Below are 25,566 nucleotides of genomic sequence, written 5' to 3' on the forward strand. Positions count from 1 at the left end.
CTACTTTTGCGCTATAAAATTCACAGAAATGAAATTTGCATTAGTAACAGGAGCCAACAAAAGCATTGGCTTTGAAGTCGCGCAGCAACTCGCTCAAAAAGGAATCTATGTTTACCTCGGCAGCCGCAGTGTAGAAAATGGTAAAGAAGCACTTGACAAACTAAAAGCAAAGGGGTTAAACAATGCAGAAGTTATCCGGCTTGACGTCACAAATGATGAATCCGTCGCTAACGCCCGTAAAGAAATAGGTAAGAAAACGAAAGTATTGGACATCCTTATTAATAATGCGGGTGTCTATGGGGGTTATCCGCAAACTGCGCTCGACGCCGCTATCGACCAGTTTAAAGCTGCCTACGACACAAATGTTTACGGTGTGGTGCGGGTTACACAGGCATTTATCGATTTATTAAAAGCATCTTCAGCGCCCCGTATTGTAAATGTAAGTTCAAGCCAGGGCTCCATCACCCTGCACAGCGATCCTGCATATAAGTACTACGACTACAAAGGCGCAGTATATCTTTCTTCAAAATCGGCCCTGAATATGTACACGGTGGTTTTGGCGTATGAATTGAAAAATACCGGCTTCAAAATAAATGCTGTTTGCCCGGGATATACAAAAACAGATTTCAACGGCCATCGTGGGCCGGGATCTGTTAAAGATGCCGGAACGCGGATCGTAAAATATGCGTTGATTGACAATGATGGTCCTACAGGGAAGTTTTTCAGTGAAGAAAATAATCCTGCAACCGGAGAAATACCCTGGTAACGAAGATGAAAAACCAGTCGCAGCATTAGGATAATTTGCAAGCGCGCTGCTGCTAACAGCAGCAATTGACAGCTAAATTATTTTGTAACTAAAAGATAACTAATCATGAAATTTAAACTGATTTTATCGTTATTGCTTTTAAGCAGTTATTTTGTTGCACTTAGCCAGGAAAAGCAACCTGAAAAGTCCTCAAAACACAACATCACTGCCACTGAAAAGGGTTTGATTAAGATATCCATTCTGTATCCCTATGCAGAAGGTAAAAACTTCAATATGGAGTATTATGCGGCTAAACACATGCCCATGGTGGCAGGCTTTCTAGGATCAAACCTGGTTAAATACACCATTGAAAAGGGGCTTTCCAGCGGCATTCCTGACCAACCTTTACCATTTATGGCTATCGGTTCATTTTATGTAAAAAGCCTGAGTGAATACCAGGCAGCTATCGCACCAAACAGGGATGCGATCCGCGCAGACTTTACCAACTACACAAATGTAACCCCTGTCATTTTTGTGAGCGAGGTAGTGCAATGAACTGATATTTCATGATAAAGCCCGCGTAGTTGCGGGCTTTGTCATGAAATATAATGTCGCTCTTATCAGGGATTTATTTTATACGCCGGGAATGCCTGGAAATCAGCAAAAAAAACCGACTGGTACACCTTGTGTCCTTGCGGGTCAATAATATAAGGAAGCAGCCAGTTTTTATTATTTTCATCAGGGAAGTACATTGCAAAGAAAGTACGGTCTATATTGGGATCAGCGTAGAAAACGTGGCTAGCAGCTCTTACTCCTGCCGGAGGGGTTGGCGTGTCCCGTACCCGCTTGCTGTATGCATAAAAAGCAGTACCTGTTTTTTCCCAGGTGGTTTCATCCTGCGGATACATAGAAAAAAGTACAGCAGTTCTGTTTGCCTTTTTCACATACCTGTATACAGGCACCGTTCCGGCTTGCTGCTGGGTAAAAACATAAAATTCTTTTCTAAGGCCATAATATCCGGTGGTTACCTGTTTATCATTCAAAGGCTGGCCGGGAGCACGCGTTGGGTCGACATACAGATCATATAACTTGCCGTCTTCTGTGATTGTTATATACACGGGAGCCAATGAAGTATTCGCAAAAGCCGCCGGCGGATCAATAAATTCCATGTTACCACCGGGCAGGATAGATAACCTGTACCCGTGCATTTTCCGTCTGAATATTTCCTCTGGTGATACTATCGCATTTTCAACACCATAACTGTTAAGGCTATAATTGGTAATAGCCTGTGGTGAATACGACCTTATCCTTAGCGATATCCTTCCGGTCATTTTATTTGCCGGCAATGTAGCGTCTATATAATCTGCAATTCCGGCAGAGGAAGTTGCTGTGTATGTTTTTGCCGGTCCAACCACCAATGTTTCTGTCGAACTAATATATACCACATCTACAACAATCGTATTAAACATGTTATCTGATACATAGGACAGGTTGTAAGTCGCCTTAAAGGCAGTAGCCTTTGAAGGATCAACTACCAGGTTTTTATTTTGATTGGCGGGTATACTAAAAACTTGTATAAAGAACGAGGCTCTTACATGTAAAGCCATCATGCAAATTGCTGCAAACATTAAAAGTTTCTTCATGGCCTTAGTTTTTATTTTCCTCGTAGTCAGTTAAAGCATCATCGTAGCTAACCACATTGATGTGATAGATGGAAAAGAAACCATTTTTCTTGTCATAGCCTACGTCACTATCGTTTAGCTGGTATTTTTTAACGATAAACGACCGTATGGCTTCTGCTTCAGTGTCAATTTGCGATTTTTCAGCTGCCGGTCGTACAGGTGCTTCTGTGGTGGATTTTTTACAGCCGAGTGCACATAGCAATGCCAGGGCACCGGCTATTACCGGATTAAACATCTTTGTATAGTTCATTATGAGGGTGGTTTGTTTATATATCTAAATGCCGGAGGTAGGATGGGTTTTACATGGGTTCCTGAACTTCAGCGGGTTAAAAAATACTGATAAGGCAAAAGTACCTCATGCCTATCTTCCCGAATAGTATAAAAGCGACTTTTTTCCTGGTAGGCGTCTGCTATTCCGGATATGATTTGCGTAAATTATCTGCCATATGGAAAATACTCACATTTTGGCATAGTCCCGCCGCAGGGCAAGTCTGTAAAACAGGCATCGCCAGCCCGGAGCGCATCATTACCCTTTGATTTCCTTCCTCAAAAACCGGACTTTTGAACAAAGCATATTCGGACTTCTGAACAAAGTCGCCCATTCTACGGCAACGTAATTTTGTTTCATCATCAACAATTAAAAAATCACCGACATGAAACAAAACAATTACCAGGGCGCATTGCAAACCCCTTTACATTCCGGCTTCAATGCCGCATCCACAACCGCAGACGTTATTAAGGGCATTGACCTTACCGGGAAAATCGCCATCGTGACCGGCGGTAATACCGGCATCGGGCTGGAAACCACCGGCACTTTGGCGGCAGCCGGGGCTACCGTGATCGTTCCGGCGAGAGACGTCGAAAAGGCGAAACGGAATCTGCAGGGCATTCCGAATGTGGAAATCGAGGCGATGGACCTCATGGACCCCGCTTCCATCGACAAATTCGCCGACAGCTTCCTGGCATCGGGCCGGCCGCTGCATCTGCTCATCAACAACGCCGGCATTATGTGGGTGCCCCTGCGCAGGGATAGCCGGGGCATCGAGTCCCAACTGGCCACCAATTACCTGGCGCAATTCCAGCTCACGGCCAGGCTGTGGCCTTCCCTCAAAAAGGCAAATGGCGCGAGGGTGGTCAACGTTTCGTCGCAAGGCCACCAGTTTGCGCCGTTCGATTTTGAAGATCCCAACTTCCTGAGCCGCAACTATGAAACACTGCAAAGCTATGGCCAGTCGAAAACCGCGGTAAACCTCTTCACGATGGAACTCGACAACCGGGCCAAAGCCAGCAATATCAGAGCTTATTCCCTCCACCCCGGATCTATCGGCGGCACAGAGCTCGGCCGGGAGGCGCCCCTCGAGCTTTTCCAGAAAATGGGCTTCTGCGATGCCGACGGGAACATGCTGCCGGAAGTACTGGCATCCCTGAAAACCGTTTCCCAGGGCGCTGCCACCACGGTTTGGTGTGCCACCTCACCCCTGCTCAACCAAATCGGCGGCGTGTATTGCGAGGATGCCGACGTCGCCGCACTGGCAACCGGCGAATTCGCCTCCGGAGGCGTGAAGCCTTACTCCCTCGACGAATCCGGCGCCAAACGCTTATGGACGCTCACCGAAGAAATGATCGGCCACAAATTCAATTGCTAACCTTCAATCCCTGAAAAATGAAAGCATTAACATCAAAAATTGCCGTTGTTACCGGCGGCAACAGCGGAATCGGATACGCCACGGCAAAAAAACTTTCCGAAAACGGCGCTAAAGTCATTATTACCGGCCGGAGAAAAGAAGCGGTGGAGAACGCTGCGGCGGAACTGGGCGTGGATTGGGCCTTGGCAGACCAGGCCAGCCTTTCAGACATAAACCGCCTCGTGGCTGAGGTTTCGGAGAACTTCGGCAAGGTCGATATCCTGCTCATTAATGCCGGCATCACCAAATTTTCACTGATAGAACATACGTCGGAAGGGCTTTTCGATGAAATGATGGACGTGAATTTCAAAGGCGCCTATTTCACGTTAAGCAAATTCATTCCCATCCTGAATGATCATGCCTCCGTCGTGTTTTTATCGTCTACTTCAGCCACTATTTCCCCTCAAAGCGCGTCGGTATACGCAGCCGGCAAAGCGGCTATCAATGCCCTTGTGAAAATTGCGGCGCTGGAGCTGGCGCCCCGGAAGATCCGCGTCAACGCCGTGAGCCCGGGGCCTGTGGCCACAGAGATAATGCGCAAAATCGGGCTGGACAGCCAGCTGGAAGAACAACTGATCGGCTCCATCCCATTATCCCGCTTAGGGAAGCCCGACGAGGTGGCGGATATGATCTCCTTTCTCTCAGGCAACAACGCAGCCTTTATTACAGGTTCCAATTTCCTGGTAGACGGTGGCCAGTCGGTCTGACAAAAAAACAACGGATTCTTGTTATTTTTAGATGAGCAGATCTGCAAAACCCATAAACATGGAATACAAGGCAAAATACATCACAGAAGATATAAAATTGTCATGCTACGAAGACAAGTTCTTCAAATCTGACATCATGTTCGAGCACCACATGCTGGTTTGGTTCATTTCGGGCGAAACCAAGATCGTTCAGGCGGATGCCACCTACTTTTTCGGAAAGGGAGACATTTTCCTCATACCCCGTAATCAACTGGCAACGATCATTAATTATCCTAAAGACCGGCAACCGCATAAAACGGTGGTCATGCATTTAACGGTGGAGAGGTTGCGGCGCTTTTATGCATCGCATCCCTCCAAACCACAAACCATGCGACCACAGCAGATCTACAGCTTCAGTAATCACCCCTTGCTGGAAAGCTGCCTGTCATCCCTGATCCCTTATTTCGATATGAAAGACTTACCGGAGGATATCGCGTCTTTGAAAATCACGGAAGCTATTAGCATTCTGCGGACGATCGATAAAAGCGTAGACGATGTGCTGGCCAATTTCGAAGAACCCGGAAAGATCGACCTCGCAGATTTCATGGAGAAGAATTTCATGTTCAACATGCCGCTGGAAAAATTCGGTTACCTGACAGGCAGGAGCCTCACTACTTTCAAACGGGATTTCAGCAGGACGTTCAACAATACACCGCAACGCTGGCTAACGCAAAAAAGACTGGAGCTGGCGCATTACCATCTCAGGGAGAAGAAAAAGAAGCCGGTAGACGTATGCTACGAAGTAGGATTCGAGAACCTGTCCCACTTTTCGTTTGCGTTTAAGAAGCACTTCGGGTATGCGCCTACGAAGTTATTGGAATAATACGGTTGCTGCCTTTCCAAAGCAAGTAATAACTATATTAGCAAAAATTTGATTTAAGCTCTGGCCAGGCAAAGCCCGACCCATCTGGTAAATAACGTATAGTGTCATTTATATAAAAGCTGTTTACACCTTGTATCTGAAGACCTAAACCCAGAATAAATCTATCAACCTGCTGATGATACCTGCCGAAGTCTGGAAGGGCTTTTGTCAAGGAAATGAATTCAGCAAGATCGGAATCATGGATATCCATAGCTTTTGTGAGCGCATCTTTCAAAGAGAGGTTATATTGGTGCTGCAAAACAACAATCAAGTTAGTAACTTCCGTTTCCAAAGTCAGTTCTTTACTAAGGCCCTGAATATCATTCTGCCATCCAATTATTCTTGAAGCCAGGGCCCTCAACCGTTGTATTACAGGATGTTTATCAGGAAGATCTGGAAATACGAAATCCGTCTCAATATCTATCATATATAAGTATGGATACATGAGAATAGAATACTCACGATTTAGCAGATAATAAACAAGCAGCATTGCTTTCTCACTCTCCTTAAATGGTGCGTCATCCACAACGCCATATCTTGTAACACGATGAAATGCACCTATAAATCGTTCCATCCATGCGGTTGGCATAAAGGCACGAAATTCCTCACCAATCTTGTAAGCCTGCCGGAAAAGGCCCGTCTCGCCGGGCTCCGGCTGGCTTCCATTGAATACTTCCACCAGCCTTGACCGTAGTAGGTCGATTTCTTCAGCGGTCTTATATTCTAATTGATCGTCGAAAACGGACTGAAAAAGAATAAATCTATGGCAGGGCGTAATGCGGTCCAGACTTGCATAAGGAAGCATCCGTGCTATACAGCAATGCAGGCGCATTTTTTTATACTTTCTTTGTTGCTTTTCCGTCAAATAGTATAGTCTTCTTCTATTCAACGGATTTGATCCATTCCCATTTGTTCCGTATGCGGATTAATAATTAGCAGTTTGAATTTCTTCAACTTATCCCGCTGATAAACCAGCGCAGGTTTTGTGAATTATCCGTGATCCTCATGGTACAAAACCCGGACCTTTTTATATCCGATTTGCAAAATTTGCGGAAATAGTACATTTAAGATAAATTGCGGTAAGCCTTCACGCTTTGTGGTTAATGACACAATCCATCGAGCATTAGCTTATAACTTTAAAGACACCGTATTTATGACATTATTAGAGCAACTTATAGACAAATACCAGGCGGCGACTAACGATGACGAAAAAGCAGAAATTATCAGCGCTGACTTTGATTTTCTCTCAGATAATAACAAGTGGGATTTTTTATTGACTTTAATTGAAAACAGGGAAGCTTATGATCTTGTTAAAGTGAACGTCTACAAGATCCTTGAAATTGCAGATCTTACCGGTCTTGATATAACGGATATAAAAAACAGAATTTTACAAGCGTTAAAGGTAGAAACAGATGACATGGTTAAAGAATATGGTTTCAATGCCCTGACTTGGAATTTTAGCAACTTTCCTGATGTTATTGACTATTGTATGGACACTGTTGAAAACGAAGAGGAAGATGAAAATATCAGACATTGTGCATTTGGCGTCTTGACAAAATCTAAAGATTTTCAAAAAATAAATTCCCTACGTGATAAGCTTTTACAAACAAAAGGCTTTGCAAAATATGCTACAACTTTTTTCAAAGATCGAGACAACGGTATCCGTTAATCCGATTGGTAGCGAAGGTTGCAAAGAAAGGCATTCCATGTGGCCAGGAACCACGCGATATGCAAACTTGAACAAAGCCTAATAAGCATTCGGCTTCAAATTTCCCCTTTAGAAAATTCTATATTTCATACATAATGAACTCAACTAAAAAGCGAAAACTCCGCGACTGGAGCGAGGTTTCTTAATTTCCAGTGATCCCGCTGGGACTCGAACCCAGGGCCCATACATTAAAAGTGTATTGCTCTACCAACTGAGCTACGGAATCCTTTACTGTATTGCTGTTAAGCGGCTGCAAAAATAGGAATTAAATTTTCACTTCCAAATTTTTTTAAAAAAAAATTCCCCTAACGCAAAAGCATACACGTTATTCATCCATTCCTCCGCTGTTGTCACCGGGAGCGGTTTTACTGCTGGAAGCGACCATGGTATTGATACTGGAAATTTCCTCTTTGGTAAAATAACGCCACTTCCCGGGTGCCAGGTCTTTCAGGGTCATGTTCATGATACGCGTTCTTTTCAGCGTCACTACCTTATACCCCAGCACCTCGCACATACGGCGTATCTGCCGGTTGAGGCCCTGGGTAAGGATTATACGGAACCTGTCTGTACCCTCCTGCTGCACAAAACACTTCTGGGTAACGGTACCCAGTATCTTCACACCGTTGCGCATAGCTTTGATAAACTCCAGGGTAACGGGTTTATCGACGGACACGATATATTCTTTTTCGTGCTGGTTACCGGCACGGAGGATCTTGTTCACGATATCTCCGTCGTTGGTCAGAAAGATCAGTCCCTCGGAAAGCTTGTCCAGCCGCCCGATAGGAAATATCCTCGACGGGAAATTCATGAAGTCGATGATATTGGTTTTGTCTTTCAGATCGGTGGTACAGGTAATGCCTTTAGGCTTGTTGAGCGCAATATATACGGTCGTCTTTTTCTTTTTCAGCGGCTCTCCGTCTACTTCCACCACGTCGCCCGCCTTCACGCGGTTGCCTTTCGAAGCGATATTATCATTAATGGTGACACGGCCCTGCTCTATGTATTTGTCTGCCTCCCGCCGGCTGCAGAAGCCTGTCTCGCTGATATATTTATTGATACTGATATCCATAATCACTGTTGAACTGGGACGCAAATTACTTAAAAGGATTTAATTCTGCCGCGGCAACAGGGTAACGGCCACGCTCCAGTCGCTGCCGCTGCCGATGTGATAGGCCTCGGCGAAGTTCCCCATATTCAGGGCGAAAGACAGCTGCATCAGGCTGTTGAGATATGCGAGCGGCTTCCCTTCCGCCACGGCGCCGAATGTTTCGCTGTAGGGCGCCTGTATGGTGGCCACCTGCTGCTGCCTGTGATAAAACGTCACTTCCAGCATATCGCCGAACTGCGGCCGCAGTTCCTCCAGCAGGGCTGCGCCGATGTTGGTCCATACATTACCATATTGAATATCCAGGATGGGGATATTCCCCCTGAGCGTTTTCCCTTCACGCACGGCCTGCTGGAACGGCAGCTTTACTACCGTGGCCGGCAGTAGCGGCCCCACCTGGTCGAAGGTGATGGCGCCGGATGCGAGGCGCGCCCCGGTATAGGCGTATACATCACGGCCATGGAAAGTATAGGACTTACCGGAGCCTTTGCGGCGGTTCACCGCCTCGTCGATCTCCCGCACCTCTGCAATTCCCTCCGACGCCGCTATCAGCGTGAGGGTGCCGTTATCCGGCGTCACGAGGAAGTGCCCCTTGCGGGTCTTTAGCACGACAGATTTGCGGCTGGTGCCTACTCCCGGGTCCACTACCGACACAAAAACGGTCCCCACCGGCCAGTAAGGCACTGTCTGCTCCAGGCGGAAAGCAGCCTCCCATATGTTGTAAGCCGGTATCTCATGGGTCAGGTCATACAACCTGAGATCAGTGGATACCCCGTTAGCCACCCCTTTCATGGCGGAAACAGCACCGTCCTTCAAACCGAAATCGGACTGAAACACGACGATCTTATTTTGTGCGGACAGCGCCCGCGCCAGCAACAGTGCCACCAGGGCCAGACTATATATGCGGATTTTTCTCATAGGAAAATAAATACCTGCAACGAATTTAACGGCTTTCCCGACAACCTGTACCATCGCCCGGAAAAATGAAAAATGCGGGCCTTAAAGAAAATCTGACGGAAAAACAAGTCACTTTCATGGATGTAACACATGGTGTTGGATCGCCCCCGATCCGTCATCTTTGTACGGTCTAAACAACATCATATGAAAGCAGTCACCCTTAATGCTTACGGCGCTCCCGAAGTGCTGGAAGTGACCGACCAGCCCATGCCCGTTCCTGCCCCGCAGGAAGTGATCGTAAAAGTACAGGCAGTGGGCGTCAACTACGCCGACCTCCTTATCCGTCAGGGCATATACCCTTTTATTGCGCAGTTTCCCGCCATACTACCCGGCGAAGTGAGCGGTATCATCACCGAAACCGGCAGCGGGGTACAGCACCTGAAAGCAGGGCAACGGGTAACGGGATACGCTCCTGCCGGATACGCAGCCTATGCCGCTATTCCCGCCGCAGCCCTCACCGTGCTGCCCGACCAGGTAAGCCCCGCGGCAGGACTGCTCACCCACGCGCTGACGGCCAGGCATCTGCTGGAACAAACCAGCGGATACCGCTCCCTCGTCATCACGGCAGCAGCCGGCGGCGTAGGTTCCAAAGCGGTACAACTGGCCAAAATCAAAGGCGTGCCACAGATCATTGCCCTCACCGGCAGCGCTGCCAAACAGAACTATGTACGTTCTCTCGGCGCAACCCATGCCATCAACTACCGTGAGTCCGACTGGCTGCAACAACTGACAGCCATTACCGGCCCGCAGGGCGCAGACCTGGTACTGGACGCCACCGGCGGCGATACGCCTGCGCAACTGGTGTCAGCCCTCGCCGTCAACGGCACCCTCATCGTCTATGGCAACAGCTCCGGGCAACCTACGGCCGTCAACCCACAGGAACTGATCATGAAGTCCGCCCGTATCATCGGTTCCACCGTCTATAACATCCTCCCGGAACAACGGCGGCAATGGAGCCAGGAACTGCTGGAACTGATCGCCGCCGGCCAGCTTCAAAGCCAGATCAACAGTTATCCGTTCACCGATGTAATCCGCGCCCACAGCGACATAGAGGGCCGCCGCAATACCGGTCGCACCGTGCTCTCTTTCCCTGATTAATTTTTTTTAAACCCTGCTGACATAAGGTTGTCACTACCCCCCTGTTATCTTTGGACCATCAATATTAGTCAACACCTAAAGAAACAGATATATGGAAAACACCACCATCGCAACACCAGTGACCGCCATCTCCAGCGCCGATTTGCTTGAACACTACCAGGGCCACCGCCGCCTTACCCGCCGCCTGCTGGAAGGGTTTCCGGAAGACCGCTTCTTTGACTACTCCATCGGCGGCATGCGCTCTGTAGCTGCACTGGCCATGGAACAGATCAACGTTTCCGGCATGGGCGTAGCCGGCGCCGCCACCCGCAACTGGCAAACCGTTCCCAAAAGAGAACAACCCGCCACCAAACAGGAAATCCTCGATCTCTGGGACAAAAATACCCGGCTGATCAACGAATACTGGCCGATGATCACGGAAGAACGTTTCCTCGAAACCGACAAAGCTTTTGGTATGTACGAAGGCGTGGTGATCAACCTCGTGCTCTATTTTATCGATAATGAAATCCACCACCGCGGACAGATATATGTTTATTACCGCTCGCTGGGACTGGAGCCCGCGCCTTTCTATGAGCGCTAACCGGCAATAAAAAGATGACAGGATTTTTCAGCGGCGCTTTGACTTACCGTCAAAAAACAGGAACTTCGTGCCTGTTTTAACCCGCCTTCGAAAAATCCTGTCATCTTTTTCTATATGAAACAAGTCCTTATACTGGGCGCCAATTCCGATGTGGCGAAAGAAGCGCTCAAAATGTACGTCGGCCGCGGGTATCACGTGGTAGCCGCCTCCCGCAGCACCGCTGCGCTGGAAACATTTGTATTGCAGCAACAACTTCCCCTTGAACAGGTGACCATCCGCCATTTCGATGCGACAGACTTCAGCAGTCACCGTAAATTCTATGACACCCTGCCCGCCAAACCGCAGATCGTACTCTACGCCGCCGGTTACCTGAAAGACAATACCGCAGCCATGCAGGACTGGGACGGTTCTTTTAATATGATGCAGGTACATTATTGCGGAGCAGTATCCATCCTGAACATCATTGTTACAGACAGCTCCAATACGTCGCTGGAAAGAATTATCGGGCTCTCCTCCCTTTCGGGCGTTCGCGGCAGGAAAAGCAATTTTATCTATGGCAGCACCAAAGCGGCTTTCACCCAATACCTGGCGGGATTAAGGCAACATTTGTTTGCACAGCGTATAACCGTCAACGTGATCGTGGCGGGCTACATCCGCAGTAAGATGACAGCAGGGTTGCCCCTGCCGGAGCCGCTGATGCTGGAACCGGCATTCATTGCCGGCGCCGTAGTGAACGCGGGTAAACGTTTCACCATCGTACCGGGATTTAAATGGAAGATGATTTACCAGGTGCTGCGGCTCATGCCGGAAAGACTGGTGGCAAGGCTGCCCTGATCAATAACGGGCACGATAGAACCGGGTCTCTTCGCTGATCGCCAGCCGGTGGTCCTTTACCCATTCCAGGAAGCGATTGAACAGCTCCCCGTTGGCCGCACGCCAGTCGGTGAAGTCCTGCTCCTGCCCGTAGCCCAGTATCCAGTAGTTGTAGGGCTCCAGCAAACCCGCCTCTTTGACCTGCTGCTGATAATCGAACAGCACCACCGGCACTTTCGTCATACTGCGGAATTTCTGCTGATACAGCTCCAGGAATCTTGAACGGATATTGTTGAGCGTTTGCAGGTCGATGATTTTCTCGCCGGCTACCGCTATCGCCAGGTTGGGTTCGTAGACCGCTCCGCCATAAGGCATCTTCAGGTTCTTCAACTGTGCCGCCAATGCCTCCGGCCCTCCTTTGGGATCGTAACTAACATTGATCACATTGTTTTTACTGAAGCTGACACTTGCAGAATCTCCCGCTATTTTGATTTCTGACTTATACGTCAGGTACAGCATTTTACTGATTTCCACTGTCCGGCGGGTGTTGCGCTCCAGGTTCAGGAATATCTCCCCGTAAATCATGCCCCACACTTCTTCCTGGGTGTAATTACCGAATATTTTAGCCGCCCAGTAATAATTGGATGGATACATGGGCGCAGCCGCAATGCCGGCTTCAAAATATGCCAGCGCCTTGTTAAAGTCTTCCTTCATGACCTCCACCACGCCCCGCTCCAGGTACAGATTGCCCGATGCAGGAAATAACTTCAGCCCCTTCTCATACGTTTCGATGGCTTTCTCCTTTTGCCCCGCCATATCGTAGCTGTTGCCCAGCAACTGGTACACCCTGTCGTTGGCATCATCGCGTCGGGTCAGCTTTCTCAGGATGTCCACACTTTTCCCGTAATCTTTCATCAGGTAGCGGGCATACGCCATCTCATACGGATAATCGAGGCTTTTAGGGTCCAGTTTGGCAGCCTCTTCCAGCAGGGGGATGGATTTGTCCGGTTCTCCTCCATCCATCAGTTTGATGGCGGCAATAGCCTTTTCACGGGCCAGGAGACTGTCTTGTTGGGCATATGCACCACCGGATACCAGCAGAAGCGCCAGCGGGAGTTGCAGCAGGGATAAACGCATAAATACAGTATTATTAAGGAAATACTTCACATGTAATTTAGTTGAATTTTATTATATTTGCCGATTGATTATGCCAGAAATTTCTAAACTACCGGAGGAAATATGTCTTTAGCTCCTATTGCGTTGTTTGTGTTCAACAGGGCCGACAAAGCGCAAAAGACCATCGAATACCTGCTGCAGAATCCGGAAGCCGCCGCGTCTGACCTCTACATCTTCAGCGACGGGCCGCGCCACGGGCAAGATGTTCCGCGCGTGCAGGAAGTAAGGGACTACCTCCGTACCGTAACCGGCTTCGGAAGTATCTCCATCATCGAACAACCGGTCAACCTGGGGCTGTCTAAAAGCATTATTTCCGGCGTTACCATGGTGGTCAATAAACATGGTAAAATTATCCAGATAGAAGATGATATCCTGGTATCCCCTCATTGCCTTCGCTTTCTGAACGATGCGCTGGACTATTACGAACAGGAACCCAAAGTAGCCTGTATCTGCGCCCTGCTGTATCCCCTTCGGAAACCGGTGCCGCCCACTTTCTTTATCCGGGGCGCCGATTGCTCCATCTGGGCCACCTGGAAAAGAGCATGGGACCATTTCGAGGCAGACGGGCAAAAATTGCTCGACGAGGTAATACGGCGTAAACTGACCTTTCAGTTCGACTTCGACGATACTTTCTCCTACACCAACATGCTGAAAGACCAGATCGAAGGCCGCAACGATTCGTGGGCCGTTAGATGGTACGCCTCCGCTTTCCTGAAAGATCAGTATACCCTCTACCCCGGTCAATCGCTCGCAAGAGACAACGGCATGGACAACTCCGGCACCCATTGTACCGACACCAGCGACTACGACGTGTCCGTGAGCCAGGAACCGGTGACCGTCGGCAATATCCCGGTTAAACAAAGCAGGCAGGGCTACAGCGCCTTCAAGGATTTTTTCCTCGGCCTGCATAAGTACCCGTATTTCAAACGTAAACGGAAACGCTTCAAACGCTGGCTGAGATACCTGCTGACCGGCGCCTGACCTTTTCTGATATTGAACAAACAAGCATGCTTAATTTTTGCACTCTCTTCAACTCATTATACCTGACACGCGGGCTGGCGATGTACGAATCCCTGGAGCAGCAATGCCCGGACTTCCACCTTTATATCTTCGCCTTCGATGACCTGTGCCAACAAACCCTTACGGCACTGCGGCTGCCCAAAGCGACCGTTATTTCCCTGGCCGAATTTGAAGACGAACGGCTGCTAACGATAAAGCCTACACGCACACCGGGAGAATATTGCTGGACCTGCACGCCGGCTACCATCGAGTATTGCCTGGAGCGTTACCGGCTTCCCTCCTGCACCTATATCGATGCAGACCTGCTGTTCTTCGACGACCCGGCTATCCTGATAAAGGAAATGGGCAATAAGTCTGTGCTGATCACCGATCACCGCTATACGCCGGTATACGACCAAACCGCCCTGAGCGGCAGATACTGTGTACAGTTCATGTTCTTCCGGAATGATGAAAACGGCAGGCGGGTGCTGACAGACTGGAAAGAATCCTGCTTCGCCTGGTGTTACAAACGTTTTGAAGACGGCAAGTTCGGAGACCAGAAATATCTCGACTACTGGATGGACCGCTTTGAAGGCGTACATGAGCTGCAACACCTCGGCGGCGGCGTGGCTCCCTGGAACATACAGCAGTATACCTTCTCCCAACAGGGCCAGCATATCACCGGTACCGAAATCGCTACCGGCAAACAATTCGGGCTGGTGTTTTATCACTACCAGGACTATAAGTACTGTTACCCCAAAGGCTGTTTCCTCGGGCAATATCCCATCACCGATGAACAACTGAAAATTATCTACAAACCTTACATCCACGCGCTGGCAAAAGCAGACAGGCAGCTGAAGGCCGCCGGACTACAGGGCACATTCCACGAAATGATGGAAATACCCCGCTACAGGCGCTCTTTCGGCACCAAACTCAAATATTATTTTAAAGGACGGGTGGGAGAATTTTTCAGAAGAAGTTATATCACCGGATGATCAGGACTGTTTACGCCGGCGTTTCCATTCTTTCAGCATAAAACGCACATATACCAGCCAGCCGAGACTTTCCCGGATAATGGCCGGCTTTTCCGCCAGGAACACCGTATCAGGATTGTTGGCAGAAAACCCTGTCATGTTATAACTCACAACGGGGATCGGAAAGAACAGCTTTTTAAAACGGGCATCGCCCCATAGCCTGATATTCAGCTCATAGTCCGAATACACACGGTAACGCAGGTTATAGGCATAGTACTGAAACACCGCCGCCGGGTAAAGGATCGCCTGATGGTTGATAGCGCCTTTGGCCATCCTGTATTTGGAGAACTTCCCGGTGAGCAGGCCTACCGGCGCCCGGCCATCGCTGTGATATTCTTTGGTGATACCGTAATACAACGCACGTTCATCCTGTAATTTAGCGGCCAGTTCACTGAAACCCGGCAATAAACGATCGTCTGCACCCAGAAAGTACAACCAGCGGCCGGAGGCCATTTTCACGCCTTTATTCAGTGCATCATAAATACCGTTGTCTTTTTCACTGCACCATTTCAGGGGAATGTGCGCTGCATAAGATCTGACAAGCTCCATGGTCTGGTCGGTGCTCCCCCCGTCCACAATCACCACTTCGAGATCGTTAAACGATTGTGCGGCGATGGCATCAAGGCAACCGCCAATGTCTTCTGCAGTGTTATAAGTGGCAATAATGATACTAATCGCTGGCGTTCCGCTCATGCTGTACTGTTGTTAAACGGCCGCTAAAATAGCGCAAATTGATTTACGGATTTTGAAATTTACGGATTTTGAAATTTTAATAAATTTGAAACCCGGATTCTATGATCTCTCATGTGAAATATTACCGATCTTCGTGCTGTAGTCTGTCTATCAACATTCCAACATCCGTAAATCCAATTATCAAATAAAAAAATATCCGGATTTCCAACTTTTCAGGCCCATACAACCGGCCATCCGCCCGGGGCGCGACCACGCTTCCTACCGGGAATGTCTGCCGTCGCCTGCGCTGACGTCCTATATCTATTGCTACTGGCAGCTGACTTCTCTCCCTTCGCTGTCGGAACCGTTTGTATACCGCGTGGTAGCCGATGGCTGTATAGACCTTTTTTTTCATACCGATCATCCGGAAGATGTGTACGTCATGGGGTTCTCCACCACTTACACCGAGTTCCCCCTCGACCATCCGTTTAACTACATCGGCATCCGCTTTCTGCCGGCAGCATTTCCGCTGTTGTTCGGCGTCAATGCCGCTACGCTTACCAATCGCTTTGAACCGCTCGGGGCCGTTGCGCCCGGGCTGGCGGCCGGTCTCACCCAACAGGCCACCGGCCTGCATAACCTGGCAGCACTGCAACCGCTGCTGGACCGTTTTTTTGAAAAAATAGCAACAGGCCATACTGCTGATGCCGATCATCGCCTGTTGCAGGCGGTAGACCTGATCCTGCGCGCCGGCGGTAATATCCGGCTGGAAAAAGAGCTCCATAGCGGTGTCAGCCCGCGGCAACTCAGACGGCTGTTCGATTTTTACATCGGCGATTCTCCCAAGACCTTCAGCAAAGTGGTACGCTTTCAGCAACTGCTGCACACCACGCCCACTGCTGATAGCCTGAAGGCCCATAAACACTTTTTCGATGCCGGTTACTATGACCAGGCGCATTTTATCAAAGAGTTCAAAACCATGTACGGCCTGCCTCCCACCCTGGCGTTGCCCTGAGTTTGTCCGTTTTTTACAATACCGTCCCGGTAAATACTTTCATCTTTGTGTTGTCATCAAAAAAGAGAAAATATGAAAATGAATGCCGGTATCATCACAGAGAAAATAAAGGAGAGCAAAGACTTTTATACCAGAGTGCTAGGCTTTGGGGTAACTTTCGAAAATGATTTTTACCTGCTGCTGCATACGCCAGGCCACACCGCAGAAATCAGCTTCCTGCTGCCGGAACATGCCAGCCAGCAACCGCTGTTCCGGCCTGCATTTGGCGGCAAGGGCGTTTATCTCACCATAGAAGTGGAAGACGTAAAAACCATCTATGCCGACCTGCGGGCCAAAGGTGTTCCTATTCAGATAAGTTTAAGGGAAGAACCGTGGGGAGATCATCATTTTGCGATCATGGACCCCAACGGCGTAGGCATCGACATCGTACAATACGCAGCGCCGGAAAACTGAATAGGATTTCTCGTTCGTATGGCAAGCCTGTAGCCGGTTTATTTTGTCGTTTTTTTCCAAAGTGCGAAGCGGGTCTGCCTGCTACCTTTGTATCAAAAGACCATGAAAAAAAGAAGATGCATTAGCTTGGGCTTCGGCCTGCTGTTGCTGCTTTTTATACAGACAAAAGCGCAAACCGTAAACACGACAAAAATGGCATTACCCGCACAAACATTAAGCATCACGGTACTCCGTCCGGCAGATGACGTATATGCGTTCCTGTCAGTGCCCTCCAACTTCGGCGTCTGGGCGAATGGTTTCGGCTCCAACCTGGAACCGGCCGGCACACCGGATACCTGGCGTTTTAAAATGGCCAACGGCAACAGCGCCACGGCGCGCTTCACACCGTCCAATCCGTTCCGCATCGCCGATCACTACGTGTATCCCGGCAACGGGCAGGAAGTATATGTGCCCATGCGCGTAGTGGCCAATGGCGAAGGCAGCGAAGTGCTGTTCACCCTGTTCAGGCAGCCTGATATGACGGATGATATGCTGGCAACCGATAGGGCAACGGTCCTGAAAGACCTGGCCAGGCTGAAGGCTGTCCTCGAACAACGCCGGTAATACTGCGGCCCGCGCTTCGGCCGTGGAAACGGGAAACGGGCCTTCCGTCTTCCGCTGGCAGAAGCCCGGGACGCATCGGTTATAATTCAAAGGTCATATAAAAAGCTACTTCGCCGGGACACCATACCGGATCATACAATTTCAGGTGAACGCCCGACAGCCGGAATCCCTGCTTCCGGTAGAAGGTCACCGCCGGCACGTTGGTGTTCTGCGTCTCCAGCTCCAGTAACCGTACTTTCAACGGCCGTGCATGTGCTATAAGCGTGTTCATCAACTGCACGCCGATACCCTTCCTTCTTTCGGAAGCTGCTACCGTTAACTGTGCCACATACAAGGTGTTGTTCCAATCCCTTTTTTCCGCGATGATAAACCCCGTTAACCTCCCGTTGTCGTAGGCCGCATAAGAATGGCCCTGTTGCATCACCTCATTCAGTTCAGCCAGCTCCGTTTCACTCGTGTGCCAGGTCTTTTGTTTGGGAGATGGCAACGTTTCCAGTCGAAAAGTAAAACGCATCTCCGCTCCGTCCTGCTCTTGCACGGGTACCCACGCCTGTGAAGATGTGTAGCCGTTGTGGCCCATTTGTAATATATCCATGGCCGTTAGACCGCTGAGGGATGAAATCGTTGTCATTGCTATCGGTTCCGTTTCCCGAAATATACTAAAACTAAATTTTTAGTTTTAAAACTAAATACTTAGTTTTATTAAAATGATTTCACTATGCGAAACTTTATCGGGATCATCGGGTGGCTTTGTTTATCGGGGACTGTCCGGGCGCAGGGAATAGACAGGAACAGGGTGATGGAGTACCTGCAGGACCAGCAATATGACGAAGCCATTGCCTACCTCCGGCCGAAAGTCAACCTACACGACGCACGGGAAATGGCGCTGCTGGGCTATACCTATTACCAGGGCGGCAAAATAGCCGATGCGGCCGGCACCTATGAAAAAGTGCTGACGCTGGACAGTACCCTGATACCGGCGCTACAATACCTGGCAACGATCCGCTCGCAGCAGGAACGTTACGGAGAGGCAGTCCCCCTCTATCAGCGCATCGTACAGCTGAAACCCGCCAGCGCCGCAGCCTGGAAACAACTAAGTTTCGCCGCTTTCTCCGCACAGATGCCCGATTCCGGGTTCGTATGGCTGCAGCAGGCCTATCAGCTCAATCCCGCCGACGCCCGCGTAGCGGCACGTACCGCTGAAGAATGGATGGAACGGAAAACCTATCCCCGGGCAGATTCCATCACCCGCGCCTTCCTGGAAAAGGATTCCTCCGCAGCTGCTGTGCTGATGACCGCCGCCAAAACGGCGTACATGGTGAAGAACTATCGGCGTACCGCCGGCATCGGGGAACAACTGCAACGGCTCAACGTAGTGTCGCCGAATACATTCGTTTACGTTATAGCGGCCAACTATACCCTGAAGAGGTATCAGGCTTGTATCGGTATCTATCAGTATTTACTGGACCGCAACGCCGCATCAGAAAACATTACCTTCTACACGGCGCTGGCCCGTACCGCCCTCCGGCAATACAGGGAGAGCAACGAGCTGCTGCTGCGATGTATTGATTTCGCCAAATCATCCAGCCTGGAAAGCTACTACAGCAGCATGGCCATCAACTACGAGAACATGCAGCAATTCAGGCCGGCACTGGCCAGCCTGGACACATCATGGTATCTTTCGCAAAAACCGCTGCGGCAGTACAGTATGGGACGGATATACGAAACCGGGCTTCATAACGGCCATACAGCGATGAAACACTACAAACGCTTTCTGCAATTATACAAGCCCGGCTCTTCTCCCGAGGAGACGGAAATACATCAGTACCTGCAATCCAGGATGAAAACTCAGGGATACAGCAAATAACGGACACGCATCTTCTTATACCGGCCCAGCCCCGGCTCCCAGCTGCGGCGGATTTCCGCTTCTGTTTTCCCGGCAATGATCTGCTGGCGGAAAGCCGTAGTACCGGCCAGCTTGTCAATACTGCCCATTTGCTTGCTGTAAGACTGATCAAAGAACCGCTCTTTCTCCGGATAAGCTTTGTACATCTCAATCATCCAACTGAGGTTGATCTTACCGGCCTTGCGCAACGGAGCGGTGTCAAATTTGCGCAGGTCCAGCCCATAGCAGGCTTGTCCCATATGCAGCGGGGACTCGGACTTACCCGGAATACTTTCCGGCGTGAAGGAAAATTCATACTGCCCTTTCAGCGCCGGGGCGCCCAGTACAGTGAAAGGCATGTAAGTGCCCCTGCCCTGGCTGATAATCGTTCCTTCAAACAAACACAGGGAAGGGTATAATAAAACCGACTGCTGTGTATTCAGATTGGGAGAAGGTCCTACAGGCAACGTATAGTCCATACCGTGCCTGTAATTTTTTACAGGGATGATCTTCAGTTTACATTTCCGCTTGTTTTTCAGCCAGCCCTCGCCGTTGATCATGCGGGCAAACTCACCGACAGTCAAACCATGCGTGATGGGTATCGGAAACTGTCCGATACCGGATTTCAGCTTCATATCCAGGACAGGCCCGTCCACATAATCGTTGGGGTTGGGGCGGTCCAGTATCACCAGCTCCTTCCCCGCTTCCACGCAGGCTTCCATGATATCGCGCAGGGTATTGATATTGGTATAAAAACGGCAACCCACATCCTGTATGTCGTAAATCATCACATCGATGGCGTCCATATCCTGCCTGGGCGGCATTTTGCGGGCGCCATACAGGGAGATCACCGGGATACCTGTCTCAGCGTCTACTTCATCGGCCACATGTGCGCCGTTGCTGGCATTGCCCCGGAAACCATGCTCCGGCCCGAAAATACGGGTGACCTTCACCCCTGATTTCAACAGGCTGTCGACCAGCAAACGTTCACCGATCACCGCAGTGGGATTCACGACCATGCCCACCTTTTTGCCTTTCAGATAAGGCACATACAAGCTGGTCTGCTCAGCGCCTGTCATGACAGGTTTGGGAGATGCTGCATCAGCTGTCAGCGCTCCAGCCAGTAACAATAAGAGAAATACGCGGAATACAAATTGCATAAGCTTAGATATAGATATACCCGTAAATATAGACATTAACCGGTATTCGCTTCACACCAAAAAATCGTACCTTAAAAAGCTGTAACTCGTCACCAATATGAAATGGATATTTCTTCCGTTGTTTGGGCTGTTGTATCACATCACCCAGGCACAACCCCGGCCGGCAGACTATCGCGCTGCTTTTCAGCAGGATTCCGCCCTGCGCAGATGGGCGCGCAGCATCCCCGGTTTCAACCCGGACGTCTTTGCGTTCCGGAACACCACCGGCTTCGGCGAAGTTTGGCGGGATACGCTCCGCGGCAAGGAGGCCGCTACTTACTTCAATGCTTTCGGTACCCTTGTCAGCTATTCACCCGATAAAAAACAATGGCTGGATTTCTTCAGCTACCAGGTGTCAATGGAGCCTGTCGCAGATGGCCGGTACCGTGCGTCTTATGAGGCAGACCAGTCCCTGCTGCTGGGCAGCTCCGCCGGCAACACACGTACCGGCATCGCCTATATGGGCGCATCGTCCTGGATCGAAGAAACCTTCTGGGTGGACAATCACACATTTTTGGCCGTGGGTGTGACAAACGCAAAAGGATTCCATCCCTTTATCTGTATCGGGGACACCGATACCAGGAAAATACACCACTACAGCCCACCGGATGACAGCCACAATCGTTCCCGTAAGTATGTTTCTTTCCGCTGGGCGAAAATGGCGTCACGGATCATCCGGGAATAATGGCTGCTAAAAAGGTAACCGTTACTTTACTACGGTAGCGAGTATACGAACTCCCTCTTCCAGTTCTGCCGGCGTCAGCGAGGCATACCCCAGCCGGAGCGCGTTCAGCGGATTGCCATCAAAACAGAACAGTTCTGTGGCCATCACGGAAACGCCTCTCTTCAACAGGCGCGCCGCCAGTTGACTGGTATCGGTCGGTTTCACGAATTTCACCCAAAAGGCCAGCCCGCCCTCCGGTTTCCGGAAGATCACCTGTTTGCCGAGATGCTGGTGTAACAACTGGTCCATCTTCTCCCGTCTTTCTTTATAGATATTAGATGCCCTTCGGGCATGACGGTTGATAATGCCGTCTTCCATCAGTCCGGCTACCGCCAGTTCCATGATTGGATCGCCCTGGCGGTCTATCAGCCTTCTTAGCTGCGCCAACGCTGCCACAAAAGCAGGCGGCCCCGTTACATAACCGATCCGCACCGCCGGTGCTACCAGTTTGCTCAGGGAGCTGATGTAAATCACGTTGCCGGCCCCTTCATGGCTTGCCAGCGGCAGCAGGCTCCTGGCGCTGAAATGGAATTCATGATCATAGTCATCTTCAATGATGGCAAAGCCGTAGCGGTTGGACAGCTCCAGCAATTTAAGCCGTCGCTCCACTTTCATGCTGACGGCAGTAGGAAACTGGTGATGCGGCGTTACATACACCGCTTTCAATGGCGTGGTGCGGCATACCTCTTCCAGCACATCTGTCATCAGGCCTTTCTCGTCCACCGGGATATGCACCATACGGGCGCCTGCGTTCACAAACGTCTGCCTCGCCGGCAGATAGCCCGGCGATTCAATGGCGACGATGTCCCCGGGCTGCAGCAGCGTTTGGGCTGCCAGGTATAGGGCCATCTGGCTGCCGCGGGTGATGCAGATCTGCTGCGGATCGGTGTTCATCCCTCTTTTAAAAGACAACATGCCCGATACGGCGATCCTGAGTCTTTCGTCACCCTGTTCATGGCCGTAACCCAGCATACGCCAGCGCGCTTTCTGCTGGAAAATACGCTTATACGCTTTAGCCAGTTCGTCCAGCGGCGCTAACCGCACATCCGGCCAACCGTCATTAAACACGATCAGGTTGGCATTCACCTCCTGGGGTATAGGGCTCAACCGCTCATGATCGTTAAAGGTGAAGCCGGCTGTTTTCTTCGCCGGCTGCGCTTTCCTGTCAGGCAGCTCCGCGGAAACAAACGTGCCGCTTTTATCTGCTGTTTCCAACCAGCCTTCCGCCGTCAGTTCTTCATATGCCAGCACAACTGTTTTCCGGTTCACGCCAAGATCTGCCGCCAGTACGCGCGTTCCCGGCAGCGGCGTGCCGGGTTTCAGTCTTCCTTTCTTTATCTCCGCCACAATACCGTCCGCTATCTGCCGGTACACCGACAGGTGCGGGTTGTTAAAATCAAGCGTCAGTGTCGTTTTCCAGGGTCTGAGCATCTGGACCATCTATTTAAGTTAAAACTGGATTACCATGATCATCCAAAATTAGACAAATTTTGTGTCATCAATATCAAGGGTGAGAATTCCTGCAGACAGTGCGGGTGTAATGACCGGTTAAAAGACGGTATTGAACAATCGGCAGCCTGCAACGCTATACATCCATCGGGCTGCAGGATTAATTAAGGATTGCATGTAAACATTGCCCCGGGCCTCTGCCCGGGGTTATCTGCTTTGATGGAGACAGCCTGCCTGTATCTTTAGATACCGGCGGATAAAATAACATGCGTATTTGGTTATTTCCCGAAATTTATTTTCCTTGGCAGCCGAGACGATATGCAGGAACTGGCTGACATACAACTGTTACACTTACTCCGTACAGGAGACGAAAATGCTTTCACGACGATCTACAAGCGTTACTGGAAACTGCTCTTTTCCGTGGCAGCCAATAAGCTGGATAACCTGGAGGAAGCGGAAGAACTGGTACAGGATGTTTTTTCGGACATATGGGACCGCCGCGAAACCCTCACGCTGACAGGACCGCTGCCTGCCTACCTGGCCGTAGCCATGAAGTACCGCGTCATCAACCTGCAGGCAAAGAAAAAAAGAGCCAGGGCTTACTCTTCCTATGCCCTGGAAAATATGTCGCCCGAAGATCATTCCACCGAACAATGGCTGCGTTTTGAAGACCTGAAAGACCTGCTCTCTGGCCTGGTAGCAGCTCTTCCCGAACGTTGCCGGCTTACCTACCGGTTGAGCCGCGAAATGGGCCTTTCCCATAAGGAAATCGCGCAACAAATGAACATCTCCGAAAAGGCCGTGGAACACAATCTCGCGCGGGCGGTCAAAACACTGAAGACCGGACTTAAACATCTCTCCGCGCTGCTGCTCTCCACGCTCCCCTGATACAATTTTCCCATTTAGTAATTTTTTTTATTGAATTCCAGATAATTTTTAATTTTTTTATAAACATATGGGGATTGGTCCTTTCCGATTGACTTATTATAAAAGACCTCTTTTGTATGAGCCAGGAAAAGGAACAAAGCCGGTATGAAGCACTGGCGGAAAAATGGCTGAAAGGCACCATCACCCCGGAAGAAGCGCAGGAATATGCCGCGTGGTACAACGCCGGTCAGGATGCGCCGGTGGACATCCCTGCCTCTTTTGCTGCGAGCGAGGCTGAACAGGAAAAAAGGATATGGAATAAAATAACTGCCCGGACAGGCTTTCCGGGTCATACGGCAACGGTCGCCCCATCGCGCCGGCGCCGCTGGTGGGTTGCCGCCGCGGTAACAGCCGCCATTGTTACCGCCGGCTACTGCTGGCATCACCTGCAAACCAAAACGCTTCCGGCCCGGCAGCTGGCTACTCACGCACCTGACGCTGCGCCGGGGTCGGACAAAGCGGTGCTCACCCTCAGCAACGGCCGCCAAATCCTGCTCGACAGTGCAGGCAACGGCGCACTGGCACAACAGGGCGGCGTACGCATCGTCAAAAATGAAGACGGCTCCATCCTATACGTAGACGAGCATTCCGGCGCCCTTACAGACACCTTGTACAACATCATGTCCGTCCCCAAAGGCGGGCAATACAAACTTATCCTCCCGGATGGCTCACGGGTATGGCTAAACGCTGCCAGCTCGCTGAAATATCCGGTCGCTTTCAGCAACCGGGAAAGAAGCGTCGAACTGACCGGCGAAGGTTATTTTGAAGTGACCGCCAGCGCGGCCAGCCCTTTCCGCGTAACAGTACGCAACACGCAGATCGCAGTGCTGGGCACCAGCTTCAACATCATGGGCTATGCCGATGAAACCGGCATACAGACCACCCTCCTCAGTGGCGCCGTGAAAGTAAAACAGGGAACAACAGAAAAAATGCTCACGCCTGGCCAGCAGGCGGTAGTGAACAATGAAAACGGCCGCATTTCCGTCGGGGAAACGGAAACAGCCCTCGCCACCGCCTGGAAAGACGGCCAGTTCCGCTTCTCAGGCAATAATATCCCTATGGTACTGCGCCAGATCGGCCGCTGGTATAATATCGATATCGTCTACCAGGGAAGCATCCCCCAGGGACATATAACGGGCAAGGTACCACGAAACATGAAACTGTCAGGCGTAATCCGCATCCTGGAACTCAGCGGCATCCGCTGCAGACAGGAAGCGGGCAGGCTCCTCGTATTTCCCTCATCCTGAACTCCATCGCCGGCATTTATTCACCTTTAAAAACTACGGTATGACCAGTCATTATTAACCAAAGTCAACAACGTTATGAAAAATGCGCGGCACACCGCGCCACAGGTAGCCCATAAAAAACCAGGAGCGCTTGGACCCGCCCCTGGCTGAATGCCCGGGTTACCGTAAAACAATATCCGACTAAGATTATTGATCTCTAAAC

Annotated in this window: 28 protein-coding genes and 1 tRNA gene; 18 read left to right on the plus strand and 11 right to left on the minus strand. The window is 50.3% G+C overall.

The window, feature by feature from the left end; genetic code table 11:
• Positions 1-28 precede the first annotated feature (28 nt).
• The gene (locus HF324_RS18670) at positions 29-766 is read left to right on the plus strand and encodes an SDR family oxidoreductase (protein WP_168803926.1); all 738 of its coding nucleotides are present in this window, start codon (positions 29-31) and stop codon (positions 764-766) included.
• Positions 767-871: 105 nt separating this feature from the next.
• A complete protein-coding gene (locus HF324_RS18675) occupies positions 872-1,300 on the plus strand; it encodes an EthD family reductase (RefSeq protein WP_168803927.1) in 429 nt (142 codons plus the stop codon).
• 65 nt (positions 1,301-1,365) lie between these two features.
• Here HF324_RS18675 and HF324_RS18680 read toward each other — a convergent pair whose 3' ends face one another.
• Together HF324_RS18680 and HF324_RS18685 are read right to left on the minus strand one after the other, a co-directional pair.
• Entirely contained in the window at positions 1,366-2,388 is a 1,023-nt protein-coding gene (locus tag HF324_RS18680) for a hypothetical protein (protein WP_168803928.1), read from the minus strand.
• Between the two features lie 4 nt (positions 2,389-2,392).
• Positions 2,393-2,677 (minus strand): hypothetical protein, encoded by a 285-nt coding sequence (locus HF324_RS18685; RefSeq protein ID WP_168860505.1) that lies wholly within the window; start codon positions 2,675-2,677, stop codon positions 2,393-2,395.
• Positions 2,678-3,080: 403 nt separating this feature from the next.
• On the opposite strand from HF324_RS18685, the gene HF324_RS18690 reads away from it, so the two are divergent.
• Genes HF324_RS18690 through HF324_RS18700 form a run of 3 tightly spaced genes read left to right on the plus strand, consistent with a single transcriptional unit; the run spans position 3,081 to position 5,681 of the window.
• Positions 3,081-4,073 (plus strand): SDR family NAD(P)-dependent oxidoreductase, encoded by a 993-nt coding sequence (locus HF324_RS18690; RefSeq protein WP_168860506.1) that lies wholly within the window; start codon positions 3,081-3,083, stop codon positions 4,071-4,073.
• 17 nt (positions 4,074-4,090) lie between these two features.
• Complete coding sequence (locus tag HF324_RS18695) at positions 4,091-4,819, plus strand: SDR family NAD(P)-dependent oxidoreductase (protein WP_168803931.1); 729 nt, start codon at positions 4,091-4,093, stop codon at positions 4,817-4,819.
• Positions 4,820-4,877: 58 nt separating this feature from the next.
• Positions 4,878-5,681: an AraC family transcriptional regulator gene (locus HF324_RS18700; protein WP_168860507.1), complete on the plus strand. Its 804-nt coding sequence runs from the start codon at positions 4,878-4,880 to the stop codon at positions 5,679-5,681.
• 37 nt (positions 5,682-5,718) lie between these two features.
• Here the strand turns inward: HF324_RS18700 and HF324_RS18705 are convergent, their stop codons facing one another.
• Complete coding sequence (locus HF324_RS18705) at positions 5,719-6,585, minus strand: terpene synthase family protein (RefSeq protein WP_168860508.1); 867 nt, start codon at positions 6,583-6,585, stop codon at positions 5,719-5,721.
• A gap of 288 nt (positions 6,586-6,873) precedes the next feature.
• Between HF324_RS18705 and HF324_RS18710 the strand changes: the two genes are divergently transcribed.
• Entirely contained in the window at positions 6,874-7,389 is a 516-nt protein-coding gene (locus HF324_RS18710) for a hypothetical protein (RefSeq protein ID WP_168860509.1), read from the plus strand.
• Between the two features lie 192 nt (positions 7,390-7,581).
• On the opposite strand, the gene HF324_RS18715 is transcribed toward HF324_RS18710, so the two are convergent.
• From HF324_RS18715 to HF324_RS18725, 3 genes are all read right to left on the minus strand, one after another.
• Positions 7,582-7,654: transfer RNA gene (locus HF324_RS18715), tRNA-Lys, on the minus strand.
• Positions 7,655-7,753: 99 nt separating this feature from the next.
• Positions 7,754-8,497 carry a 23S rRNA pseudouridine(2604) synthase RluF gene (gene rluF, locus HF324_RS18720; RefSeq protein WP_078673300.1) on the minus strand — a complete coding sequence of 248 codons (744 nt, stop codon included), beginning with the start codon at positions 8,495-8,497 and terminating at the stop codon, positions 7,754-7,756.
• A gap of 39 nt (positions 8,498-8,536) precedes the next feature.
• Positions 8,537-9,451 (minus strand): SAM hydrolase/SAM-dependent halogenase family protein, encoded by a 915-nt coding sequence (locus HF324_RS18725; protein ID WP_168860510.1) that lies wholly within the window; start codon positions 9,449-9,451, stop codon positions 8,537-8,539.
• 183 nt (positions 9,452-9,634) lie between these two features.
• On the opposite strand from HF324_RS18725, the gene HF324_RS18730 reads away from it, so the two are divergent.
• The 3 genes from HF324_RS18730 to HF324_RS18740 all read left to right on the plus strand — a co-directional run bounded on the left by HF324_RS18730 (position 9,635) and on the right by HF324_RS18740 (position 12,002).
• Positions 9,635-10,588 carry a quinone oxidoreductase family protein gene (locus tag HF324_RS18730; RefSeq protein ID WP_168860511.1) on the plus strand — a complete coding sequence of 318 codons (954 nt, stop codon included), beginning with the start codon at positions 9,635-9,637 and terminating at the stop codon, positions 10,586-10,588.
• A 91-nt stretch (positions 10,589-10,679) separates the two neighbouring features.
• Positions 10,680-11,168 (plus strand): DinB family protein, encoded by a 489-nt coding sequence (locus tag HF324_RS18735; RefSeq protein ID WP_168803938.1) that lies wholly within the window; start codon positions 10,680-10,682, stop codon positions 11,166-11,168.
• 114 nt (positions 11,169-11,282) lie between these two features.
• Positions 11,283-12,002 (plus strand): SDR family NAD(P)-dependent oxidoreductase, encoded by a 720-nt coding sequence (locus HF324_RS18740; RefSeq protein WP_168860512.1) that lies wholly within the window; start codon positions 11,283-11,285, stop codon positions 12,000-12,002.
• On the opposite strand, the gene HF324_RS18745 is transcribed toward HF324_RS18740, so the two are convergent.
• A complete protein-coding gene (locus HF324_RS18745) occupies positions 12,003-13,118 on the minus strand; it encodes a tetratricopeptide repeat protein (RefSeq protein WP_168860513.1) in 1,116 nt (371 codons plus the stop codon). It abuts the gene before it with no gap.
• 102 nt (positions 13,119-13,220) lie between these two features.
• On the opposite strand from HF324_RS18745, the gene HF324_RS18750 reads away from it, so the two are divergent.
• Positions 13,221-14,138 carry a glycosyltransferase family 2 protein gene (locus HF324_RS18750; protein WP_168803941.1) on the plus strand — a complete coding sequence of 306 codons (918 nt, stop codon included), beginning with the start codon at positions 13,221-13,223 and terminating at the stop codon, positions 14,136-14,138.
• A 26-nt stretch (positions 14,139-14,164) separates the two neighbouring features.
• A complete protein-coding gene (locus HF324_RS18755; protein ID WP_168803942.1) occupies positions 14,165-15,151 on the plus strand; it encodes a glycosyl transferase in 987 nt (328 codons plus the stop codon).
• On the opposite strand, the gene HF324_RS18760 is transcribed toward HF324_RS18755, so the two are convergent.
• Positions 15,152-15,883, minus strand: coding sequence for a glycosyltransferase family 2 protein (locus HF324_RS18760; protein ID WP_168803943.1), 732 nt, complete (start codon positions 15,881-15,883; stop codon positions 15,152-15,154).
• A 316-nt stretch (positions 15,884-16,199) separates the two neighbouring features.
• On the opposite strand from HF324_RS18760, the gene HF324_RS18765 reads away from it, so the two are divergent.
• From HF324_RS18765 to HF324_RS18775, 3 genes are all read left to right on the plus strand, one after another.
• Positions 16,200-16,877 (plus strand): DUF6597 domain-containing transcriptional factor, encoded by a 678-nt coding sequence (locus HF324_RS18765; RefSeq protein WP_309475681.1) that lies wholly within the window; start codon positions 16,200-16,202, stop codon positions 16,875-16,877.
• Between the two features lie 72 nt (positions 16,878-16,949).
• Positions 16,950-17,330, plus strand: a complete 381-nt coding sequence (locus HF324_RS18770) for a VOC family protein (protein ID WP_168860514.1) — start codon at positions 16,950-16,952, stop codon at positions 17,328-17,330.
• Positions 17,331-17,432: 102 nt separating this feature from the next.
• Positions 17,433-17,933 carry an SRPBCC family protein gene (locus tag HF324_RS18775; protein WP_168803945.1) on the plus strand — a complete coding sequence of 167 codons (501 nt, stop codon included), beginning with the start codon at positions 17,433-17,435 and terminating at the stop codon, positions 17,931-17,933.
• 79 nt (positions 17,934-18,012) lie between these two features.
• Here the strand turns inward: HF324_RS18775 and HF324_RS18780 are convergent, their stop codons facing one another.
• Positions 18,013-18,564: a GNAT family N-acetyltransferase gene (locus tag HF324_RS18780; RefSeq protein WP_168803946.1), complete on the minus strand. Its 552-nt coding sequence runs from the start codon at positions 18,562-18,564 to the stop codon at positions 18,013-18,015.
• An 87-nt stretch (positions 18,565-18,651) separates the two neighbouring features.
• Here HF324_RS18780 and HF324_RS18785 point away from each other — a divergent pair, with 87 nt between their 5' ends.
• Positions 18,652-19,800, plus strand: a complete 1,149-nt coding sequence (locus HF324_RS18785) for a tetratricopeptide repeat protein (RefSeq protein WP_168860515.1) — start codon at positions 18,652-18,654, stop codon at positions 19,798-19,800.
• Here HF324_RS18785 and HF324_RS18790 read toward each other — a convergent pair.
• Positions 19,782-20,978: an exo-beta-N-acetylmuramidase NamZ family protein gene (locus tag HF324_RS18790; protein ID WP_168803948.1), complete on the minus strand. Its 1,197-nt coding sequence runs from the start codon at positions 20,976-20,978 to the stop codon at positions 19,782-19,784. The two genes, HF324_RS18785 and HF324_RS18790, sit on opposite strands and share 19 nt — an antisense overlap.
• Positions 20,979-21,075: 97 nt before the next feature.
• Between HF324_RS18790 and HF324_RS18795 the strand changes: the two genes are divergently transcribed.
• Complete coding sequence (locus HF324_RS18795; protein WP_168860516.1) at positions 21,076-21,702, plus strand: hypothetical protein; 627 nt, start codon at positions 21,076-21,078, stop codon at positions 21,700-21,702.
• A gap of 21 nt (positions 21,703-21,723) precedes the next feature.
• On the opposite strand, the gene pdxR is transcribed toward HF324_RS18795, so the two are convergent.
• On the minus strand, positions 21,724-23,172 hold the full coding sequence (pdxR, locus tag HF324_RS18800) for a MocR-like pyridoxine biosynthesis transcription factor PdxR (RefSeq protein WP_220101199.1): 1,449 nt from the start codon (positions 23,170-23,172) through the stop codon (positions 21,724-21,726).
• Between the two features lie 336 nt (positions 23,173-23,508).
• Here pdxR and HF324_RS18805 point away from each other — a divergent pair, with 336 nt between their 5' ends.
• Complete coding sequence (locus HF324_RS18805) at positions 23,509-24,078, plus strand: RNA polymerase sigma factor (RefSeq protein WP_168803951.1); 570 nt, start codon at positions 23,509-23,511, stop codon at positions 24,076-24,078.
• 116 nt (positions 24,079-24,194) lie between these two features.
• Positions 24,195-25,364, plus strand: a complete 1,170-nt coding sequence (locus HF324_RS18810) for a FecR family protein (protein ID WP_168860517.1) — start codon at positions 24,195-24,197, stop codon at positions 25,362-25,364.
• Positions 25,365-25,566 lie beyond the last annotated feature (202 nt).

The sequence above is a fragment of the Chitinophaga oryzae genome (genome assembly GCF_012516375.2).
In the GTDB taxonomy this organism is placed as follows: Bacteria; Bacteroidota; Bacteroidia; order Chitinophagales; family Chitinophagaceae; genus Chitinophaga; species Chitinophaga oryzae.

Excerpts from the sequence above, each read along its gene's own strand:
- HF324_RS18670 (WP_168803926.1), top strand. The coding sequence starts at position 29 with ATGAAATTTGCATTAGTAACAGGAGCCAACAAAAGCATTGGCTTTGAA.
- HF324_RS18675 (WP_168803927.1), top strand. The coding sequence starts at position 872 with ATGAAATTTAAACTGATTTTATCGTTATTGCTTTTAAGCAGTTATTTT.
- HF324_RS18680 (WP_168803928.1), bottom strand. The coding sequence starts at position 2,388 with ATGAAGAAACTTTTAATGTTTGCAGCAATTTGCATGATGGCTTTACAT.
- HF324_RS18685 (WP_168860505.1), bottom strand. The coding sequence starts at position 2,677 with ATGAACTATACAAAGATGTTTAATCCGGTAATAGCCGGTGCCCTGGCA.
- HF324_RS18690 (WP_168860506.1), top strand. The coding sequence starts at position 3,081 with ATGAAACAAAACAATTACCAGGGCGCATTGCAAACCCCTTTACATTCC.
- HF324_RS18695 (WP_168803931.1), top strand. The coding sequence starts at position 4,091 with ATGAAAGCATTAACATCAAAAATTGCCGTTGTTACCGGCGGCAACAGC.
- HF324_RS18700 (WP_168860507.1), top strand. The coding sequence starts at position 4,878 with ATGGAATACAAGGCAAAATACATCACAGAAGATATAAAATTGTCATGC.
- HF324_RS18710 (WP_168860509.1), top strand. The coding sequence starts at position 6,874 with ATGACATTATTAGAGCAACTTATAGACAAATACCAGGCGGCGACTAAC.
- rluF (WP_078673300.1), bottom strand. The coding sequence starts at position 8,497 with ATGGATATCAGTATCAATAAATATATCAGCGAGACAGGCTTCTGCAGC.
- HF324_RS18725 (WP_168860510.1), bottom strand. The coding sequence starts at position 9,451 with ATGAGAAAAATCCGCATATATAGTCTGGCCCTGGTGGCACTGTTGCTG.
- HF324_RS18730 (WP_168860511.1), top strand. The coding sequence starts at position 9,635 with ATGAAAGCAGTCACCCTTAATGCTTACGGCGCTCCCGAAGTGCTGGAA.
- HF324_RS18735 (WP_168803938.1), top strand. The coding sequence starts at position 10,680 with ATGGAAAACACCACCATCGCAACACCAGTGACCGCCATCTCCAGCGCC.
- HF324_RS18740 (WP_168860512.1), top strand. The coding sequence starts at position 11,283 with ATGAAACAAGTCCTTATACTGGGCGCCAATTCCGATGTGGCGAAAGAA.
- HF324_RS18745 (WP_168860513.1), bottom strand. The coding sequence starts at position 13,118 with ATGCGTTTATCCCTGCTGCAACTCCCGCTGGCGCTTCTGCTGGTATCC.
- HF324_RS18750 (WP_168803941.1), top strand. The coding sequence starts at position 13,221 with ATGTCTTTAGCTCCTATTGCGTTGTTTGTGTTCAACAGGGCCGACAAA.
- HF324_RS18755 (WP_168803942.1), top strand. The coding sequence starts at position 14,165 with ATGCTTAATTTTTGCACTCTCTTCAACTCATTATACCTGACACGCGGG.
- HF324_RS18760 (WP_168803943.1), bottom strand. The coding sequence starts at position 15,883 with ATGAGCGGAACGCCAGCGATTAGTATCATTATTGCCACTTATAACACT.
- HF324_RS18770 (WP_168860514.1), top strand. The coding sequence starts at position 16,950 with ATGAAAATGAATGCCGGTATCATCACAGAGAAAATAAAGGAGAGCAAA.
- HF324_RS18775 (WP_168803945.1), top strand. The coding sequence starts at position 17,433 with ATGAAAAAAAGAAGATGCATTAGCTTGGGCTTCGGCCTGCTGTTGCTG.
- HF324_RS18780 (WP_168803946.1), bottom strand. The coding sequence starts at position 18,564 with ATGACAACGATTTCATCCCTCAGCGGTCTAACGGCCATGGATATATTA.
- HF324_RS18785 (WP_168860515.1), top strand. The coding sequence starts at position 18,652 with ATGCGAAACTTTATCGGGATCATCGGGTGGCTTTGTTTATCGGGGACT.
- HF324_RS18790 (WP_168803948.1), bottom strand. The coding sequence starts at position 20,978 with ATGCAATTTGTATTCCGCGTATTTCTCTTATTGTTACTGGCTGGAGCG.
- HF324_RS18795 (WP_168860516.1), top strand. The coding sequence starts at position 21,076 with ATGAAATGGATATTTCTTCCGTTGTTTGGGCTGTTGTATCACATCACC.
- pdxR (WP_220101199.1), bottom strand. The coding sequence starts at position 23,172 with ATGCTCAGACCCTGGAAAACGACACTGACGCTTGATTTTAACAACCCG.
- HF324_RS18805 (WP_168803951.1), top strand. The coding sequence starts at position 23,509 with ATGCAGGAACTGGCTGACATACAACTGTTACACTTACTCCGTACAGGA.
- HF324_RS18810 (WP_168860517.1), top strand. The coding sequence starts at position 24,195 with ATGAGCCAGGAAAAGGAACAAAGCCGGTATGAAGCACTGGCGGAAAAA.